12 protein-coding genes and 1 riboswitch are annotated in these 16,944 nt (G+C 65.5%); of the genes, 5 read left to right on the top strand and 7 right to left on the bottom strand.

Annotated features, from left to right (window positions below):
* Positions 1 to 37 precede the first annotated feature (37 nt).
* The 4 genes from ACVWWQ_RS08005 to ACVWWQ_RS07990 all read right to left on the bottom strand — a co-directional run bounded on the left by ACVWWQ_RS08005 (position 38) and on the right by ACVWWQ_RS07990 (position 7,773).
* Positions 38 to 2,521 (bottom strand): ABC transporter permease, encoded by a 2,484-nt coding sequence (locus ACVWWQ_RS08005; protein ID WP_133948250.1) that lies wholly within the window; start codon positions 2,519 to 2,521, stop codon positions 38 to 40.
* A complete protein-coding gene (locus tag ACVWWQ_RS08000; RefSeq protein ID WP_133948252.1) occupies positions 2,518 to 3,285 on the bottom strand; it encodes an ABC transporter ATP-binding protein in 768 nt (255 codons plus the stop codon). Before ACVWWQ_RS08000 ends, ACVWWQ_RS08005 begins: the two co-directional genes overlap by 4 nt.
* Before the next feature lie 138 nt (positions 3,286 to 3,423).
* Positions 3,424 to 4,677 carry an HlyD family efflux transporter periplasmic adaptor subunit gene (locus ACVWWQ_RS07995; RefSeq protein ID WP_133948254.1) on the bottom strand — a complete coding sequence of 418 codons (1,254 nt, stop codon included), beginning with the start codon at positions 4,675 to 4,677 and terminating at the stop codon, positions 3,424 to 3,426.
* A gap of 228 nt (positions 4,678 to 4,905) precedes the next feature.
* The gene (locus tag ACVWWQ_RS07990) at positions 4,906 to 7,773 is read right to left on the bottom strand and encodes a phosphoenolpyruvate carboxylase (RefSeq protein WP_457383353.1); all 2,868 of its coding nucleotides are present in this window, start codon (positions 7,771 to 7,773) and stop codon (positions 4,906 to 4,908) included.
* A gap of 250 nt (positions 7,774 to 8,023) precedes the next feature.
* A riboswitch (S-adenosyl-L-homocysteine riboswitch) is annotated at positions 8,024 to 8,122 on the top strand.
* 83 nt (positions 8,123 to 8,205) lie between these two features.
* On the opposite strand from ACVWWQ_RS07990, the gene ahcY reads away from it, so the two are divergent.
* From ahcY to ACVWWQ_RS07965, 5 genes are all read left to right on the top strand, one after another.
* The gene (gene ahcY / locus ACVWWQ_RS07985) at positions 8,206 to 9,645 is read left to right on the top strand and encodes an adenosylhomocysteinase (protein ID WP_133948257.1); all 1,440 of its coding nucleotides are present in this window, start codon (positions 8,206 to 8,208) and stop codon (positions 9,643 to 9,645) included.
* 288 nt (positions 9,646 to 9,933) lie between these two features.
* The gene (locus ACVWWQ_RS07980) at positions 9,934 to 11,130 is read left to right on the top strand and encodes a hypothetical protein (RefSeq protein ID WP_133948259.1); all 1,197 of its coding nucleotides are present in this window, start codon (positions 9,934 to 9,936) and stop codon (positions 11,128 to 11,130) included.
* A gap of 81 nt (positions 11,131 to 11,211) precedes the next feature.
* Positions 11,212 to 12,036 (top strand): methylenetetrahydrofolate reductase [NAD(P)H], encoded by an 825-nt coding sequence (metF, locus tag ACVWWQ_RS07975; protein ID WP_133948261.1) that lies wholly within the window; start codon positions 11,212 to 11,214, stop codon positions 12,034 to 12,036.
* A gap of 25 nt (positions 12,037 to 12,061) precedes the next feature.
* A complete protein-coding gene (locus ACVWWQ_RS07970; protein ID WP_133948263.1) occupies positions 12,062 to 12,652 on the top strand; it encodes a DUF4124 domain-containing protein in 591 nt (196 codons plus the stop codon).
* 78 nt (positions 12,653 to 12,730) lie between these two features.
* Positions 12,731 to 13,648, top strand: coding sequence for a branched-chain amino acid transaminase (locus ACVWWQ_RS07965; protein WP_099652718.1), 918 nt, complete (start codon positions 12,731 to 12,733; stop codon positions 13,646 to 13,648).
* Between the two features lie 86 nt (positions 13,649 to 13,734).
* On the opposite strand, the gene ACVWWQ_RS07960 is transcribed toward ACVWWQ_RS07965, so the two are convergent.
* The 3 genes from ACVWWQ_RS07960 to rimK form a co-directional block, all read right to left on the bottom strand.
* Positions 13,735 to 15,021, bottom strand: a complete 1,287-nt coding sequence (locus ACVWWQ_RS07960; protein ID WP_133948265.1) for a sensor histidine kinase — start codon at positions 15,019 to 15,021, stop codon at positions 13,735 to 13,737.
* The gene (locus tag ACVWWQ_RS07955) at positions 15,005 to 15,691 is read right to left on the bottom strand and encodes a response regulator transcription factor (protein WP_099652720.1); all 687 of its coding nucleotides are present in this window, start codon (positions 15,689 to 15,691) and stop codon (positions 15,005 to 15,007) included. Before ACVWWQ_RS07955 ends, ACVWWQ_RS07960 begins: the two co-directional genes overlap by 17 nt.
* A gap of 329 nt (positions 15,692 to 16,020) precedes the next feature.
* Positions 16,021 to 16,941: a 30S ribosomal protein S6--L-glutamate ligase gene (gene rimK, locus ACVWWQ_RS07950; RefSeq protein ID WP_099652721.1), complete on the bottom strand. Its 921-nt coding sequence runs from the start codon at positions 16,939 to 16,941 to the stop codon at positions 16,021 to 16,023.
* Positions 16,942 to 16,944: the final 3 nt, after the last annotated feature.

The raw sequence follows: 16,944 nt of genomic DNA, 5'->3' as shown, positions 1-16,944 counted from the left end.
CGGGCGATGTATCCTGGATTGGTCACGGCCACGTCGACTACTCCCCGCGCAATGCACGCATCGGTGGAACACCGGCCGCGCGGAGGGCGGGAAACAGGCACGCGAGCAGGCCGGCCAGGGTCAGCACCACGCATACGCCGGCCATGGCGAACGGATCGAAGACGCTGCGGTCGATCTCCTCCAGCACGGCACCCAGCACCCGCGACAAGGCCAGCGTGATAATCATGCCCAGGAGCAGCCCGGTCACAATCTGCCGCATGCCCCCACGCAGCACCATGCGGACCATGCCCAGCGGCGACGCGCCCAATGCCATGCGCACACCGAATTCGCGCTGACGCGCCGTTACCGCAACCGTCATCACGGCATACATCCCGGCGGCCGCCAGCCCCAACGCCAGCAACGCGAACAATCCGATCAGGAACAAATTCTGACGCGTATCGTCCGTCGTCGCGTGCACGATCTTCGCCATCGTCCGCACGTTGGCGATCGGCTGGTCCGGTGCCACCTCAGCGACTGCTGCATGAACGACCTGGCGATAGTCGTTGGGGTTTCCCTGCATGCGCAGTGCAAAGCGCAGCGGCTGGAAAGAGCGAAACACCTGCACGATGTGCTCGGGCATCTGCACAAGAGGGAGATAGAGGAACCCACGCTTCTGATTGTCCAGCGGACCGAACTGCCGTGTGTCGCCGACCACCCCGACGATGCGTGCGGTCACCGGGTGAAAGGACGGTGTGGCTGACGCCTTGCCGGCGGCGTATCCGCTGTAGTCATTGACGACGATGCCCTTGCCCAGCGCGTGATTGCCATATTCCCGCTCGGCCAGTGTCCGATTGACGATAGCCACCGGCTCGCTGCCTTTGCTATCGGTGACGTCAAAAGAACGCCCTTCACGCACGGGGATGTGGAACACGGAAAAAAAGTCGGCATTCACCGCGCGTATCTGGGGATTGCGACGGAAATAATCCTTGCCGGGCACGTGAACGCCACCCATGCTGAATTGCTGCCCGAAATCCCCCGCCGGCAGGCCGTTGGTGACGGCAACGTGTTCGACACCCGGCAGGGCCCGCAGGCGCTGCACCAGTCCTTGCACTAGCGTTTGTGTGGATGCGGCATCGGGGGTGTTGGCCCGCACCGGTGACAGATCGAAAGTCAGGACGTGATCGCTGGCGAAGCCCAACGGTGCACGCGCTGCGTCATAGAGCGCATGCAGGAACAGACCGGTACCGCACATCAGGCAGGTCGCCAGACTCATTTGCGCGATCACCAGCACCCGCCCGAGCCGGCCGCCATGGCGGCCCGGAGTCCGCCCGCCCTCATGCAATGCCTCCTGCACTGACGCCAGGGAAAGTCCTCGCCATGCACCGAATATCGCCGCCAGCAAAGCCCCCGGCACGGCGATGGCCAGCGCCAGCAAAGCCAGCGCCACCGGGATGTGCAGCACGTCGCCATGAGTCCATTCCACAGGAGCGTAACGACTGAATATGGACAATCCGGCCACGGCCAAACCCGTACCCGCGATGGTACTGATGGCCCCCACCAGCACTCCTTCGGCACAGGCTGGCAGCACCAGGCGCCATGTCGGTGCGCCCAGCGCATGGCGCACGGTCGCATCGTGGTGACGCGACAAAGTGCGCAACAGCATGAGATTGCCGAGGTTGACCAGCGCGATCAGCAATACACACAGGGCGCTGGCCAGAAACAGCATCACGGTGGGGCGCTGTTGCTGATGCAGCGCCGTCGATAGCGATACGCTGCCAAAACGCACATGGTCCCAGTAGCCGCTGTCCGCGTCGGCGAGACTTGCGTACATGGCATGCATGGCCGCATCCACCTGCGCGTCCACGATCGCAGTGCTGCTTCCGGGCGCCAATCGTGCGACGACCATGAAGTTGGTCCCGTCGTCGTAAGTATTCGGGGAAAGCACGAGCGGCAGCAGAATATCGCCCTCTCCAAACTGATCAAAACTGGCGGGCAAGACGCCGACGATGGTGCGCGCCGCGCCCTCGACCTTCAGGCTTCGACCGAGCACATCTGGTGCGCCGGCATAGTGGTGGCGCCAATAGCCCTCGGTGAGAATCACAACCGCCGGGCCACCCGGGCGGCTCTCCTGCTCCGAGAATCCTCGTCCCAATCGCATCCGGACACCGAGCGCAAGCAGCAAGCCGCGATCAGCCTGAAGCGCATTCACCTGTTCCGGCTTGCCGTCACCAGCAACATTCACCGCTGTCAACATTCCGTTGATCAAGCCCATCGAGGTGATGCCGCCAACGGACTGCATGTGCTGGTATTGCTGGGGCGAAACGCCTCCCATTGACTGCCCCTGATCGAGCGGTCCAAGCGCCACCAACTGTTCGGACGAGGCATAAGGCAGCGGCCGCAACAGCACATCGTCGGCCAGCACGAATACCGCCGTACTGGCGCCCACCCCCAGCGCCAGCACGCCGCTGGCCAGCAGCAGAAACCCCGGCCGGCGAAAGCTCGCTCGCCAGGCGCGCCAGATTTCGGTCAGCCATACGTTCACGCGGCGCCGACCTCGACCCGGCTGCCGATCAGCACGTCGATGCGTTGTTCGTCTTCGCGGCGCAGACGATCGTAGGTTTCCTCATCCACCACGCGGCCGTCGAACAGGCGGATCTTGCGCTGGGCCAGTTCGGCGTAGCGGGTGTCGTGGGTGACCATGCAGATGGTGGCGCCGCCTTTGTGCAGCTCGTCGAGCAAGGCCATCACCGCTTCGCCGTTGCGCGAGTCGAGGTTGCCGGTGGGTTCGTCGGCGAGCAGGATCGCGGGCTTGCCGACCAGCGCGCGGGCCACCGCCACGCGCTGCTGCTGGCCGCCGGAAAGCTGCGCCGGATAGTGCCGCATGCGGTGTGCCATGCCGACGCGTTCCATCGCCTCCTGCACCCGCTCGCGCCGTTCGGCGGCACTGATGCCGCTGCGGTAGGTCAGCGGCAGTTCCACGTTCTCCTGCACGCTGAGGTCGCCGATCAGGTTGAACGCCTGGAAGATGAAACCGATCTCGGCATTGCGGATGCGCGCGCGCTCCGCCGCATTCAGCGCGGCGACGTCGTGACCGTTCAACACGTAACTGCCGGCGCTGGCGGTATCCAGCAGGCCGAGGATCGACAGCAGCGTGGTCTTGCCGCAACCGGAAGGACCGGAGATGGAAACGTACTCGCCGCGGCGGATGTCCAGGTGCACGTCGCTGAGCGCGTGGGTTTCCACCTCGTCGGCCTGAAACACCTTGCGGATGCCGCCGAGCGCGATGACGTTGTTGGTGTCGTTCATGGATTCGTCCTGGTTCGGAAGGGCTCGATAAGTTGATCATGATGCTGGCGCACCCGCAGGGCGGACACCGTCCGCCGCTCTCGCCGGGTGGTACCGGGGCGCCACCAAGTGCCGGCGGGCAGTGCCCGCCCTGCCGGCTCAGCGCAGGCGAAGATGGTCATATTTGTCCCACTGGCTGGTGTCGGAAAGAATGACGCGATCGCCCGGCGCAAGTCCCTGCAGCAATTGCACGCGATCGACCGAAGTGGCGCCAATGCGCACTTTCACCCGACTGGCGGTGGAGCCGGACGCGTCGAGTCGAAACAGGCTGACGTCGCTGTTTGCCTCGACCTGGGCCGGCCGCCCTACCGACAGCACCTGCTTGAGTTCGGCGATGCGGATGCGGCCATCGACCGAGAGATCCGGACGCGCCCCAGCCGGCAGTGCGCCGCTCGGCGTCACATCCACCTGCACGCTGCCGTCGACCACCGCCGGATCGATGCGGGTGACGCGGCCGTCGATCATGCCGTTATAGGTATTCACCTGCACCGGCATGCCCAGCGCCACATCCTTGGCCTGCACTTCCGGCACGCGCAGCCGCGCGATCAGCACGTCACCGCGTGCCACCCGCGCGAGGTCGGCGCCAGCCGCGACCTGCTGGCCCTCCTGCACAGCTATCTGCTGCAGGGTGCCGGCGATCCCGGCACGCACATCCAGCGCATCGGACTGGCGTTGGCGCAGCAGCAGATTGCTCTGCTGCAGCTGCAGCTCCGCGCGCACCGCGGCCATTTGTGCCGCGATGCCGGCGCCGAAGGCGCGCACGCGCTGCTGCTCCACATCGGCACGATGTTCAAGCTGGTTCACGGCGATCAGCTCCTGTTCGTACTGCACGCGTGGAATCAGGTTCTGCGCCATGGCCTTGGCGTCGGCGCCACTCTTCACTTTCGCCGAGGCGTAGTCTGCCTGCGCCTGCGCCAGCGATGACCGCTCATCCAGCAACTGTGACTGCAGCGCAGCCTGCTTCGCGGCGACCTGCGCCTGGGCGGCGGCAACCTGCGCCTGGGCGGTGCGCAGATCGTTGTCGACTTGCGGGCTGCTCAGGCGCAGCAACACGGTGTCTGCCTCGACATGGGTGCCGGGCCACACCTCGATCCGGGCCACCTGCGCGCTGGTCTGCGCGGCCAGCCAGTGGATGTCGCGCGGCACCAGGGTGCCGGGCGCACGCACTTCGCGCAGCATGTCGCCGCGTTGCACGGTGTCGATCCAGGCTGCGGACCGTTCCACCGTGGGCAACGCCGGGCCAAGGTTCACGGCACCGATGACGAGGCCGGCCAGCACCAGTACGCCGACACCGATGGCGAGCTGTTTGCGGCGGCGTTTGCGCTGGGCGGCGAGTGGGGTGGCGATATCCATGAAGCTGTCAGAGCAAGCCCCGTGCCATGCGTGCAAGTCGTTGTTTTTCTTGCAAGCGAAAGGCCCACGGCAGAGCTCCGCCGTCTGCATTCGGACAGCCGTGTCCGAACTCGTACAGCCACGCCCGGTTTCGTAGGACGGGCACTGTCCGCCGGCTTTTCCTCCATGCGTGAAGCGAGAGCGGCGGGCATTGCCCGCCCTGCGATGCGAGCGCCCGCAACGGGTGGGTCAGCCGGTGTTCTGCAGCCCCTGCGACACGCCGTTGACGCAGGCAACCAGCGCCTGCAGCAGGGCGTCCTCGGTGCCGTCACTGGCGCGCCAGCGTTGCAGCAGATCGACCTGCAGCAGGCTCATCGGATCGACGTACGGATTGCGCAGGTGGATCGAGGCAGCCAGACGTGGATCACCTTGCAGCAGTGCGTCACTGCCTTTCAGGCGCAGCAACCAGTGGCGGGTGCGGGCGAACTCGTCGCGGATCAGACCGAAGAACTCCTCGTGCAGCGGGCCGGACAGCTTCGAAAACGCCTCGGCAATGTCCAGGTCGCACTTGGCCAGTACCATCTCGACGTCGTCGAGCAGGTTGGCGAAGAACGGCCAGTCACGGGCCATCTCCGCCAGCGCTTCCTGGCCGAACTGCTGCACGCCCTGCTCCAGCGCGCTGCCCAGACCGTACCAGCCGGGCAGGATCGAGCGGCACTGGGTCCACGCGAACACCCACGGAATGGCACGCAAGTCCTGCACGCCGCGCATGCTGCGGCGACTGGCGGGGCGCGAACCCAAGGTCATTTGTTCGATCACGTCGACCGGCGTGGCGGTGCGGAAATAGTCGACGAAACCCTCACGCTCGACGAAGGCGCGATAGGTGGCGCGACTGGCCGCCGACAGGGCGTTCATCTGTTCGCGCCAGCGTTCTTCGCGCGGCTCGGTTTCGCGCGGACGCAGCGACGCGCGCAATACCGCGCCCACGGTCTGCTCCAGGTTCCGCAATGCCAACGCACGGATGCCGTATTTGCGATGGATCACTTCGCCCTGTTCCGTCACCCGCAGCACGCCGGCGACCGCACCGCGCGGCGAGGACATCAACGCCGGCGTAATCCGGGCACCGCCGCGGCTGGCCGAACCGCCACGACCATGGAAGAAGGCCAGCTGGATGCCCGCCTCGTTCGCCACTTCCAGCAGTTCCACCTGGGCGCGCTGCAGCCCCCAGCGCGAGGCCAGCGTGCCGCCATCCTTGCCGCTGTCGGAATAGCCCAGCATCACCCACTGCTGATCGCCGCGTGCGGCGAGGTGACGGCGATAGACCGGATCGGCGATCAGCGCGCGCAAGGTGGCCGGCGCGTTCTTCAGGTCGTCGACAGTCTCGAACAGCGGCGCAATATTGAGTGGAACATCATGCGCAGCATGATGACTTGCTCCCTTCTCCCCCTCGGGGAGAAGGTGGCCCGGAGGGCCGGATGAGGGGCGGGTGCTCGCGGCAGCACTCATCGAAGCCTGCTCCGCAGAAAGTCTGTCGCCAGCGTGGCCCCTCTCGCCGACCCTCTCCTCGCAGGGGAGCGGGGAGTCAGCGACCAGCCCGCCACGTCGGGCCAGCGCCAGCACGGCGAGCACGTCGGCAGCGGTGCGTGCCATGCTGATGATGTACAGGCCGGTGGCATCCACGCCGTGACTCTGGCGGCTGTCGCGCAAGGTGGTGAACACGGCCTGCAACGAGCGGGCGCTGGCGTCGTCGCTGTCGGGAAACTCGACCTCGCCGCTGGCATACGGACGCAACCGGTCGGCGCGTTCGTCCGCGCTGCGGCCGGCCCAGTCGGCATCACCGAGCAGGGCGGCCAGCGCGTCGTCATGCACGCGCGAATCCTGCCGCACGTCGAGTCGCGCCAGGTGGAAACCGAAACTGCGCACGCGGCAAAGCAGGCGCTCGACCGAATACGCGCCGGCGTGCACGCCACGGTGCTGGAACAGGCTGTCGGCAATCAGCTGCAAATCGTCGAGCAAGTCCGCGCTGGACATGTAGCCTTCTGCAGCGTTCTCCAGACTCAGTTCCAGGCGGGCGCCGATCAACTGCAGCAGGCAGCGGTAAGGCATGTCGGCGTGCCGGGGACGGATCTGCGCGGCGGCGACGGGAAAGCGGGCGCGATAGTCCGCCACCCGCGCGTGCAGCTCGTCGCTGACGCCGGCACGGCCTTCGGTCTGGCTGAGCTGACGCGCCAGCGCGGCGACTTCGGCGCGATAGCGCTCCAGCACCATGACTCGTTGGGAATCAAGGCAATCGGCGATGGTGTCGGCGCCCACGTTGGGGTTGCCGTCCATGTCGCCGCCGACCCAGCTGGCGAAGCGCAGCAACTGCGGCAGCTTGGTCGCCAAGCCATAGGTTTCCTGCAACGCCTGCGCCAGCGCCTCGTACAAGGCCGGCACGATCCGGTACAGCGGATTGGTCAGGTAGAAGTCCACATGCTCGCGCTCGTCCTGCACGCTGGGGCGAACCGGCGAGGCCTCGGCAGTCTGCCAGCCGGCCGACAAGGCCATGTAGATGCGCGCGTCATCCTCGCGTCGTTCCTGCGGCGTGCGTTCGGGGTCGAAGCCGTCAATCAGCGAGGCCACGATCGCCTGTTCCTTTTCCAGCAGCGAACGGCGCACCGCTTCGGTGGGATGAGCCGTGAACACCGGCTCGATCCACAGCCGTTCGAGCCAGCCGACCAGCTCGTCGACACCAACGCCCTCGGCCTTGAGCTGGCCCAGCACGGCCAGCAACGACTCCGGCTGCGGCGTGCTGCCCTCGCGCTGGTAGTCGCGGCGACGGCGGATGCGATGCACCCGCTCGGCCGTGTTGACGGCCTGGAAGTAGGTAGCGAAGGCACGGGCCAGTGCCTCGGCATGCGCGGCATCCAGGCCGGCCAACGAGTCAGCCAGCTCGTCCACCGAAGCGCCTTCGCGGCGTCGGTGGATCGCCGCGGTGCGCACTTGCTCCACCCGCTGGAAGAACGCGTCGCCGCCCTGCTCGGCCAGCATCTGGCCGACCATCGCGCCCAACCTGCTGACGTCTTCGCGCAGCGGGCCATCGGGCGGGAGAAACTCGGGTTCGCGACTTTGTTCCATGCACTACTCCGTTTGCGTACGGGTGCTGCCGATGCAGCACGGTGAAGTTGCCATTCGCCCTGAGCGTAGCCGCGCAGCGGTGAAGTCAAAGGGTATGGCGCCTGGCGTCGACTTCGCGCCTGCCGCGCTGCGCCTGTCCCGAACCTGCCGAAGGGATCAGCCTGAACGGCATCCAGGACAGCCAGCCTACCGAATCACGGCATGGGAGGCAGCGGCAGGCGTCTGCCGCTACAATAGCCGGCTTGTACTGCCCGCCGAGGGGCGCTGCGACCGATCGTTCACGAGTTCAACCGTGATCCGAAACCGGCCAGGCTCGGCGCGGCACGTTCCACAACGGCGCCCGGTTGTTTGCGCGTGAGTCCCTTCGCGAAGAAAGACCGGCCATGCATGGGCGGACTCTTCGAAAGGCCTTGCACTAACCGGAGATACTTGATGAACGCCGCACTGAAAGAAAGCACCGACAACTACAAGATTCGCGACATCTCGCTCGCGGAATTCGGCCGCAAGGAACTGGACATCGCCGAGCACGAGATGCCGGGCCTGATGTCGATCCGCAAGAAGCATGCCGCCACCCTGCCGCTGAAGGGTGTGCGCGTGACCGGCTCGCTGCACATGACGATCCAGACCGCCGTGTTGATCGAGACGCTGAAGGACATCGGCGCCGACGTGCGCTGGGCCTCGTGCAACATCTTCAGCACGCAGGATCACGCCGCCGCCGCGATCGCCGCCACCGGCACGCCGGTGTTCGCCTGGAAGGGCGAGACGCTGGAGGAATACTGGGACTGCACGCTGGAAGCGCTGAGCTTCCCTGACGGCAAGGGCGGCTTCCTGGGCCCGCAGCTGGTGGTCGACGACGGCGGCGACGTCACCCTGCTGATCCACAAGGGCTACGAGCTGGAGAACGGCAGCACGTGGGTCGACGAAAAGGCCTCCTCGCATGAGGAGCAGGTGATCAAGAACCTGCTCAAGCGCGTGCATACCGAGCGTCCGGGTTACTGGCACACGGTGGTCAAGGACTGGAAGGGCGTCTCCGAGGAGACCACCACCGGCGTGCATCGCCTGTACCAGCTGGCCGAAGCCGGTTCGCTGCTGATCCCGGCGATCAACGTCAACGACTCGGTCACCAAGAGCAAGTTCGACAACCTGTACGGCTGCCGCGAGTCGCTGGCCGATGGCCTGAAGCGCGCGATGGACGTGATGCTGGCCGGCAAGGTCGCCGTGGTCTGCGGCTACGGTGACGTCGGCAAGGGCTGCGCGCACAGCTTGCGCGCCTACGGTTCGCGCGTGGTGGTCACCGAGATCGATCCGATCAACGCTCTGCAGGCGGCGATGGAAGGCTTCGAGGTCAACACCGTCGAGTCCACCCTGGGCCGCGGTGACATCTACGTCACCACCACCGGCAACAAGGACGTGCTGACGCTTGAGCATCTCAAGGGCATGAAGGACCAGGCGATCGTCTGCAACATCGGCCACTTCGACAACGAGATCCAGGTCGATGCGCTGAACACGATGGCCGGCGTGGAGAAGATCAACATCAAGCCGCAGGTGGACAAGTACGTGTTCCCCGATGGCCGCGCGATGTTCCTGCTGGCCGAAGGTCGCCTGGTCAACCTCGGCTGCGCCACCGGCCACCCGAGCTTCGTGATGTCCAACTCGTTCGCCAACCAGACGCTGGCGCAGATCGACCTGTGGGAACACAAGGACAGCTACGAGAACAAGGTTTACATCCTGCCGAAGAAGCTCGACGAGGAAGTCGCGCGCCTGCACCTGGAAAAGATCGGCGTGAAGCTGACCACGCTGAGCGATGCACAGGCCGCCTATCTCGGCGTGTCGAAGGAAGGCCCGTACAAGCCGGACCACTACCGCTACTGAGCCCCGCCGCCGCCATCCTGGATGGCAGCGGATCGCAGAAAGGCGTGCGGCTTCGGTCGCACGCCTTTTTTTATGGCTGCCACGGGTGGCTTGTCACTCCCGTCGCGACAGGCCCTCTGCAATCCGGAATGATTGGCGAGTTCGGCGGCATGGAAAGACGCAGGAAATCCAGTTTTCGCTGGTTCTTGCGATCATCTTTCGGTCTGTCTTCCAAACACCCGGATTGACTTGCAAGCGCCCTCGGTCGGCGTATACATGGCATGTGTTCCAGACATCAGGATGACGGAAATGGGGGCTTCTGATTCTCGTCGCGTGCCCGCGATCGTGATGGGCCGCGGCCCGACTGCGCTGGGCATTCTGCGTTGTCTGCATCTGGCTGGCGTGCCTGCCTATGTGGCCTGCCCGCCGGGTGATCATGTGACGCGCTCACGCTGGTATCGGCCCACACCCGGACCCACGGCATGGGACGGATCACTCGGCCCGGACACCGCCGACGTGTTGCGCAACATGCCGCTGCCGGAAGCCGTCCTGATTGCCGGCGCCGACGATGCCGCGCTGTGGCTGGCCGACCTGCCGCAAAGCGTACTGGGCGAGCGCTTTCGGGTCAGCACCAGCTCGCGCCAGTCGCAGGAAATCCTGCAGGACAAGTCGCGCTTTGCCGCCTTGCTGGAAGACAAGGCCATTCCGCACCCGCCCACGTTCCGCATCAATTCGGTCGCCGATATCGATGCGATTCCGTTCGACTCGATGGACCGAATGTTCATCAAGCCGGTCAACTCGCAGAAGTTCAGCGATGTCACCGGCGTCAAGGGCATATGGGTCAAACGCAAGGAGGACATCTACGCGGCCTGGCAGCGTTTGCACGAGCAGGGCTTCCAGCTGATGGTGCAGGAATATGTTCCGGGCTCGTCTGCCGACCATTATTTCGTCGACGGTTTCCGCGATGCGAGCGGCGCGATGACGGGGCTGTTCGCGCGCCGGCGGCTTCGCATATCGCCGCCGGATTTCGGCAACAGTTCCTATTGTCAGAGCATTCCGATCGCGCACCTGCAGGCGCCGGTCGAGAACCTGACCGACCTGCTCGCGGCGGTGGGTTATCGCGGGATCTTCAGCGCGGAATTCAAGCGTGACGCAAGGGATGGGCAATACCGGATACTCGAGGTCAACACGCGTGCCTGGACCTATGTCGAATTCGCCGCACGCTGCGGCGTGAATGTCTGCGAGATGGCCTATCAGGATGCGCTCGGACTGCCGGTGACGATGGCATCGAGAGACTACCCGGCCGGCGCCGGTTGCGTGGATCTGCACAAGGACATCGGCACGGTATGGGCACAGAACGCCGCTGCCCGCGGATCACTGTCCCGGATTTTTCTGCAATGGGCCCAGGCTCATTACCACTCCTTTCGGCTTGACGACCCCAGCCCGGGGCTGTCCGTTGTCCGCGAGGTTCTGGGGCGCCGGTTGAGGCGGAGTTTCGAACAGTAGCGGCGGCATCTCGCACTTATATCGCTTCATCGCGAAATAGAGATATATACTGCCCGGCATCGCTCACCAGGAACCCGCGAGATGCCCGCGATCAGCTTCGAATTCTTTCCGCCCAAGACCGACGACCAGCGTGCGCAGCTGGATCGCGCCGCACAGGCGCTCAAGGCGCACCAGCCGGAATACGCCTCGGTCACCTTCGGCGCCGGTGGCTCCACCCTCAGCTACACCGGCGATACCGTGGCGCGCCTGCACGCCCGGCATGGCTTGCCGGTGGCGCCGCATCTGTCATGCATGGGCGGCACCAAGGCCGAGATCAGCGAGCTGCTGGACGGCTATCGTGCCGCCGGCTACCGACGGCTGGTGGCGTTGCGTGGCGACATGCCCTCGGGCATGGCCACCGCCGGCGACTTCCGCTACGCCGCCGAACTGGTGGCCTTCATCCGCGAACATTGCGGCGACCATTTCCATATCGAGGTGGCGGCGTATCCGGAAACCCACCCGCAAGCCGACGACGCGCTGCGCGACCTGCAGCATTTCAAGGCGAAGATCGACGCCGGCGCCAACGGCGCGATCACCCAGTATTTTTTCAACCCCGACGCGTATTTCCGTTTCGTCGACGACGTGCGCAAGCTGGGCGTGCAGGTGCCGATCGTGCCCGGCATCATGCCGATCACCAACTTCAGCCAGCTGCGCCGCTTCTCCGACATGTGCGGGGCAGAGATCCCGCGCTGGATCTCCAAGCGCATGCAGGCACACGGCGACGACGCCGATGCGATCCGCGCACTCGGCGCCGAGGTGGTGGCGCAAATGTGTCGGCGACTGCTTGACGGCGGCGCACCCGGTCTGCACTTCTACACCTTGAATCGGGCGCGTGCGACGCAGGCGGTGCTGCGGCAACTTTCCTGAGGCACAGGCCGGGTATGCTGGGGCGATGCACCGTCTGGCCGCCCTGCTGTATCTCATTGCGCTCGTCTGGGCCGCGCCTGCCGCGGCCCAGACGCAGATCCATCGCTGCATCGGCGCCAACGGCGGTGCGGTGTTCACCGACCAGCCCTGCGCCGCCCTGCAGGCCACGCCGGTGAGCTCCGCAGCCCATCCCGGCCCGGCGGTCATCGCCGCGTCACCTGCTCCGATCCTCTGCGCCGCGGACCTGGGTTCACTGCGCCAGGGCGTGATCGATGCGTTTGCCAGTCGTGATGCCAACCGGCTGGCGGGAATGATGTTGTGGGAAGGCTACGGACGCGGGGCCGCGATTGCCGATATCCGTTCGCTGACCCAGGTGATGAAGCGGCCCCTGCTGGACGTGGAAATTCCCCAGGATTCAACCCCACCCACGGAGCCCGCGGCAGCCAGCAGCCTGGACGACCCGTTCGCCATGGATATCGCCCCCGCTCCGGCGCCGCCCCCGGGCAATCAGTTGATCGTTCACACCGCCGACAACGATGGCAGTGGCAGTCCGCACGAGCTGCGCTTCACCATCGTGCGCCGCGCGGGTTGCCTATGGCTGCGCAGCGCGGATTGAAGGCCCCGGCGCCCTCCTGCGTTGACGCGAACCCCGCCTGCAGCAGTTATCATGGGCGGTCCCCATTGGAGAATCGACATGGCCCAGCAGTACCCCGAGTGGATCTGGCAGAACGGCGACATCAAGCCGTGGGCCGAGGCGACCACCCACGTGATGTCCCACGCCCTGCATTACGGCTCGTCCGTGTTCGAAGGCATCCGCAGCTACGCCACGCCTGATGGCGCGGCGATCTTTCGCCTCACTGACCACCTGAACCGGCTGTACCAGTCCGCGCGCATCTACGACATGGTGCTGCCGTATTCCGTCGACGATCTGGCGGCGGCCTGCCGCGCCGTGATCAAGAAGAACGGGCTGGGCGCGGCCTATCTGCGACCGGTCGCCTATCGTGGCCTGGGCGGCTTCGGCCTGTCCGCGGAAACCCCGATCGATGTCGCCGTGGCGGCCTGGCCGATGGGCCCCTACCTCGGGCCAGAGGCGCTGGAGAACGGCATTACCGCCTGCGTGTCGAGCTGGCAGCGTTTCGCGCCGAACACCATTCCGGCGGGTGCCAAGGCCGGCGGCAATTATCTTTCCGGTCAATTGATCGCGCGTGAAGCCCGTCGCCTCGGTTTCGGCGAGGGCATTGCGCTGGCTTCCAACGGCCTGCTCAGCGAAGGTGCCGGCGAGAACCTGTTCCTGGTGTTCGACGGCGTGCTGCACACCACGCCTGCCAGCGCCTCGATCCTCACCGGCATCACCCGCGACACGCTGAAAACGCTGGCCCGCGAGGACGGCATCGAGGTGGTTGAACGCGACCTGCCGCGCGAGTACCTGTATCTCGCCGACGAGATCCTGATGTGCGGCACCGCCGCCGAAGTCACCCCGATCCGCTCGGTCGACGGCAAGCAAATCGGCAACGGCAGCGCCGGCCGTGTCACCAAGCGCCTGCAGGAACTGTACTTCGGCCTGTTCGACGGCAGCACCCATGACAAGTGGGGCTGGCTGGAGCAGGTCTGAGCAAACTGTAGGAGCGCACCCTGTGCGCGATGCTCTTCGTCACGTGACGGAAAGCATCGCGCACAGGGTGCGCTCCTACACGGGGTTCAGCGGAACTTGATACTGGCGATGGCGCCGTTCGTATCGCTGCGCGGGCGCATCGAGACATCCCAGCCGTAGAGTTCGCACAGCCGCCGCACGATCGCCAGGCCCAGGCCGGCGCCGCTGCCGCCAGCGCCCTCGCCACGCACGCCACGCTGGAACAGACGCTCGGCATCTTCGGGCTTGATGCCAGGACCAGTGTCGATCACCTCGATGATGCTGTTGCCGACCACCACCTGCACGCTGCCTTCGAGCGTGTACTTGATCGCGTTGCCGATCAGGTTGGTCAGCGCCACCGACAGCACGGACGCGGGCGCATTGACACTCACCGGCTCGCCAACCGCCAGCAGCTCGATGGCCAGCGGTTTGCCGCGCACCTGCGGCCGCTGGCTCTCGATCACGTCAGAAGCCACCTTGCCCACATCCGTGGTCTCGCCACGGGTCGGGCCGCGACGCTCGGCACGCGACAGCAGCAGCAGCGCCTCGATCAGTTCGGTGGCCTGGCGCGAGGCGCGCTCGATCCGCTTCAAGCGTTCGCTCAGCTTCTCGGTGAGGTCGGGCGAGCCCTGAAGCAGCTCGGTGGTGCTGGCGATCACCGCCAGCGGCGTGCGCAATTCGTGACTGACGTCGGAGTTGAATTCGCGATCGCGCTCGACCATCGCGGTGAGTCGCGCCGAGTACTCGTCCAGCGCGTGCGCGAGTTCGCCGACCTCGTCGTCGGCAAAATGCGGCGCCAGCGGTTCGGCCTTGCCCGCCTTGCGGAAATCACGCAGACGCGCCGCCAGTTCGCTGACCGGCTTCAACACCTTGCGCGACAGCCACAGGCCCAGCACCAGCGAGAGCAGACCGAACAGGAACACGGCGGCGATCACGCTGATCAGCAATTGCTGCTTGCCCAGCTCGTCGCGCGAAACGTCGTAACGCAGGAAGCTGATCACTCCACCCTGCCGGCGCACCGCAAGCTTGTAGCGCTTGGTCACCCCGTCTGCGTCGGTTTCGGTGATGTCGTGCACGCCAGTCGACAATTGCTGCCAGTTGAGCGGCGCCTTGTAGATCGTGCGATCGCTCCAGGTCCATGCCTTGACGATATTGAAGTGAGGAATCTGCGAGGGATCGGCTCGTACCTGCGCGTTGAGGCTATCCACTTCATCCTGCAGGCTGGCAGTAACCAACTGGTCTTCCACCTTGGCCCGCACATTCAGCGCGGCCACGGCAAACAACGCGCTGAGGCCAAAGCCGAACAGCGCGAAGGAAACCACCAATCGGAAGCGAAGCTTACGCCTGGATTGCATCCGGCTCGACCATCCGATAGCCAATGCCGTGCCGCGTGTGGATCAGCGGCTTCTCGAACGGTTTGTCGATCGCCGCACGAAGGCCGTGGATGTGCACGCGCAGCGAATCGCTGTCGGGCAATTCCTCACCCCACACTTTCTGTTCCAGATCCTGTCGGGTAACCACCGACGGGCTGGCTTCCATCAGCGCCTGCAGCAATTTAAGGCCGATCGGGTTCAACTGGATCGACTTGCCTTCGCGGTTCACCGTCAGCGTGTCGAGGTTGAAGGTGAGATCGGCCACTTTCAGCACGCGGCTCTGCGGACCCTTGCCGCGCCGCGCCAGCACTTCCAGTCGCGCGGAAAGCTCCTGCAGCGCGAACGGCTTGGTCATGTAGTCGTCGGCGCCGGATTCGAAGCCGGTCAGCTTCTGCTCCAGCGCGTCGCGCGCGGTCAGCATCAGGATCGGCGTCTGCTTGTGCGCCTCGTGGCGCAGCTTGCGGGCGACCTCCAGACCGTCCATGCCGGGCAGCGTGAGATCGAGCACGATCACGTCGAAATCGTGCACCACCGCCAGGTGCAGGCCGGTCACGCCGTCGCCTGCGAAATCGACCACGTTGCCGCGGTCCTCCAGATAATCGCCGATGTTGGTCGCGATATCGCTGTTGTCTTCAATCACCAGTACGCGCATGTGTCACTCCTGCGCAGCCGGCGCACAGGCCGGCTGGAATGTGAAGCTTAACAATCTTGTGTGAACAGGGCGCGGCCGCGGCGAAAGAAACCTGAACGCAGCGCCGTCCGGGCAAGAAAAAGGCCCAGATGCGCGACTCGCCGTCGCCCACCTGGACCCAAACAACTGCCCCGATACCATCGTCTGCCGTCGCCGCGCCTTGCCAGCCACCACGTCGCAAAAAACAGTGGGAGCTTTATAGGGCCTCGCGGGTTATGCGTGAGTTAACCGGACGTCAATCCGTCAGATAACGGTCTGTCGACACCCGCACACGATGCGCGGGATCCGCGTCAGACCTTGGCTGCGCGGCGACGTGCACGGGGTTCCGCCCGCGAACCGCAGCCCTGCGCTTCCAGCAGTTCCATGATCGCCCCCGCCACGTCGACCCCGGTGGAAGCCTCGATGCCTTCAAGGCCGGGCGAGGCGTTCACCTCCAGCAGCAGCGGACCGCGGTTGGAGCGCAACAGATCCACGCCCGCGATGCCCAGCCCCAACGCGCCGGCCGCCGCCACGGCAATGCGTTCCTCATCCGCGCTCAGCGTGGCCGCCATCGCACTTCCGCCGCGGTGCAGGTTCGCCCGGAAATCGCCGGGGCTGGAATCACGTTGCATGGCAGCCACCACCTTGTTGCCGACCACGAAACAGCGCAGGTCGCTGCCTTTCGCCTCGGCCACGAACTCCTGCACCAGGAAATTCGCGTACAAGCCGCGGAACGCCTCGATCACGCTCTGGGACGCCGCGCGCTTCTCGGCCAGCACCACGCCGGTACCCTGGCTGCCCTCGTTGAGCTTGATCACATGGGGCGGATCACCCAGCAGGGCCAGTACATCGTCGGTGTCGTCCGGGTTGTCGCCGAACACCGTCACCGGCATGTCGATGCCCTGCGCGGCAAGAATCTGCAGGCAACGCAGCTTGTCGCGTGCACGCAGCACCGCGTCGGACGGGTTCGGCGTATAGACACCCATCATTTCCAGCTGACGCAGCACAGCCGTGCCATAAAACGTGCTGCTGGTGCCGATGCGCGGAATCACGGCGTCGATGTCGCGCACCTCCTTGCCCTTGAAGCGGATCGACGACGCGCCCGGCGCTATGCGCACGTAGCAGCGCAGCGGGTCAAACACACGCACCACATGTCCGCGCACACGGGCGGCCTCGACCAGGCGTTTGGTCGAATACAGTCGGGTATTGCGCGACAGGATCGCAATTTTCATGGG

Source organism: Rhodanobacter sp. TND4EL1, assembly GCF_054061035.1.
The sequence above is the reverse complement of the archived record's forward strand: the minus strand, read 5'-3'. Positions and strand labels throughout refer to the sequence as shown.

What these genes read in the sequence shown, in the direction of transcription:
- ACVWWQ_RS08000 (WP_133948252.1), bottom strand. Translation starts at nt 3,285, where the DNA reads ATGAACGACACCAACAACGTCATCGCGCTCGGCGGCATCCGCAAGGTG.
- ACVWWQ_RS07995 (WP_133948254.1), bottom strand. Translation starts at nt 4,677, where the DNA reads ATGGATATCGCCACCCCACTCGCCGCCCAGCGCAAACGCCGCCGCAAA.
- ACVWWQ_RS07990 (WP_457383353.1), bottom strand. Translation starts at nt 7,773, where the DNA reads ATGGAACAAAGTCGCGAACCCGAGTTTCTCCCGCCCGATGGCCCGCTG.
- ahcY (WP_133948257.1), top strand. Translation starts at nt 8,206, where the DNA reads ATGAACGCCGCACTGAAAGAAAGCACCGACAACTACAAGATTCGCGAC.
- ACVWWQ_RS07980 (WP_133948259.1), top strand. Translation starts at nt 9,934, where the DNA reads ATGGGGGCTTCTGATTCTCGTCGCGTGCCCGCGATCGTGATGGGCCGC.
- metF (WP_133948261.1), top strand. Translation starts at nt 11,212, where the DNA reads ATGCCCGCGATCAGCTTCGAATTCTTTCCGCCCAAGACCGACGACCAG.
- ACVWWQ_RS07970 (WP_133948263.1), top strand. Translation starts at nt 12,062, where the DNA reads ATGCACCGTCTGGCCGCCCTGCTGTATCTCATTGCGCTCGTCTGGGCC.
- ACVWWQ_RS07965 (WP_099652718.1), top strand. Translation starts at nt 12,731, where the DNA reads ATGGCCCAGCAGTACCCCGAGTGGATCTGGCAGAACGGCGACATCAAG.
- ACVWWQ_RS07960 (WP_133948265.1), bottom strand. Translation starts at nt 15,021, where the DNA reads ATGCAATCCAGGCGTAAGCTTCGCTTCCGATTGGTGGTTTCCTTCGCG.
- ACVWWQ_RS07955 (WP_099652720.1), bottom strand. Translation starts at nt 15,691, where the DNA reads ATGCGCGTACTGGTGATTGAAGACAACAGCGATATCGCGACCAACATC.
- rimK (WP_099652721.1), bottom strand. Translation starts at nt 16,941, where the DNA reads ATGAAAATTGCGATCCTGTCGCGCAATACCCGACTGTATTCGACCAAA.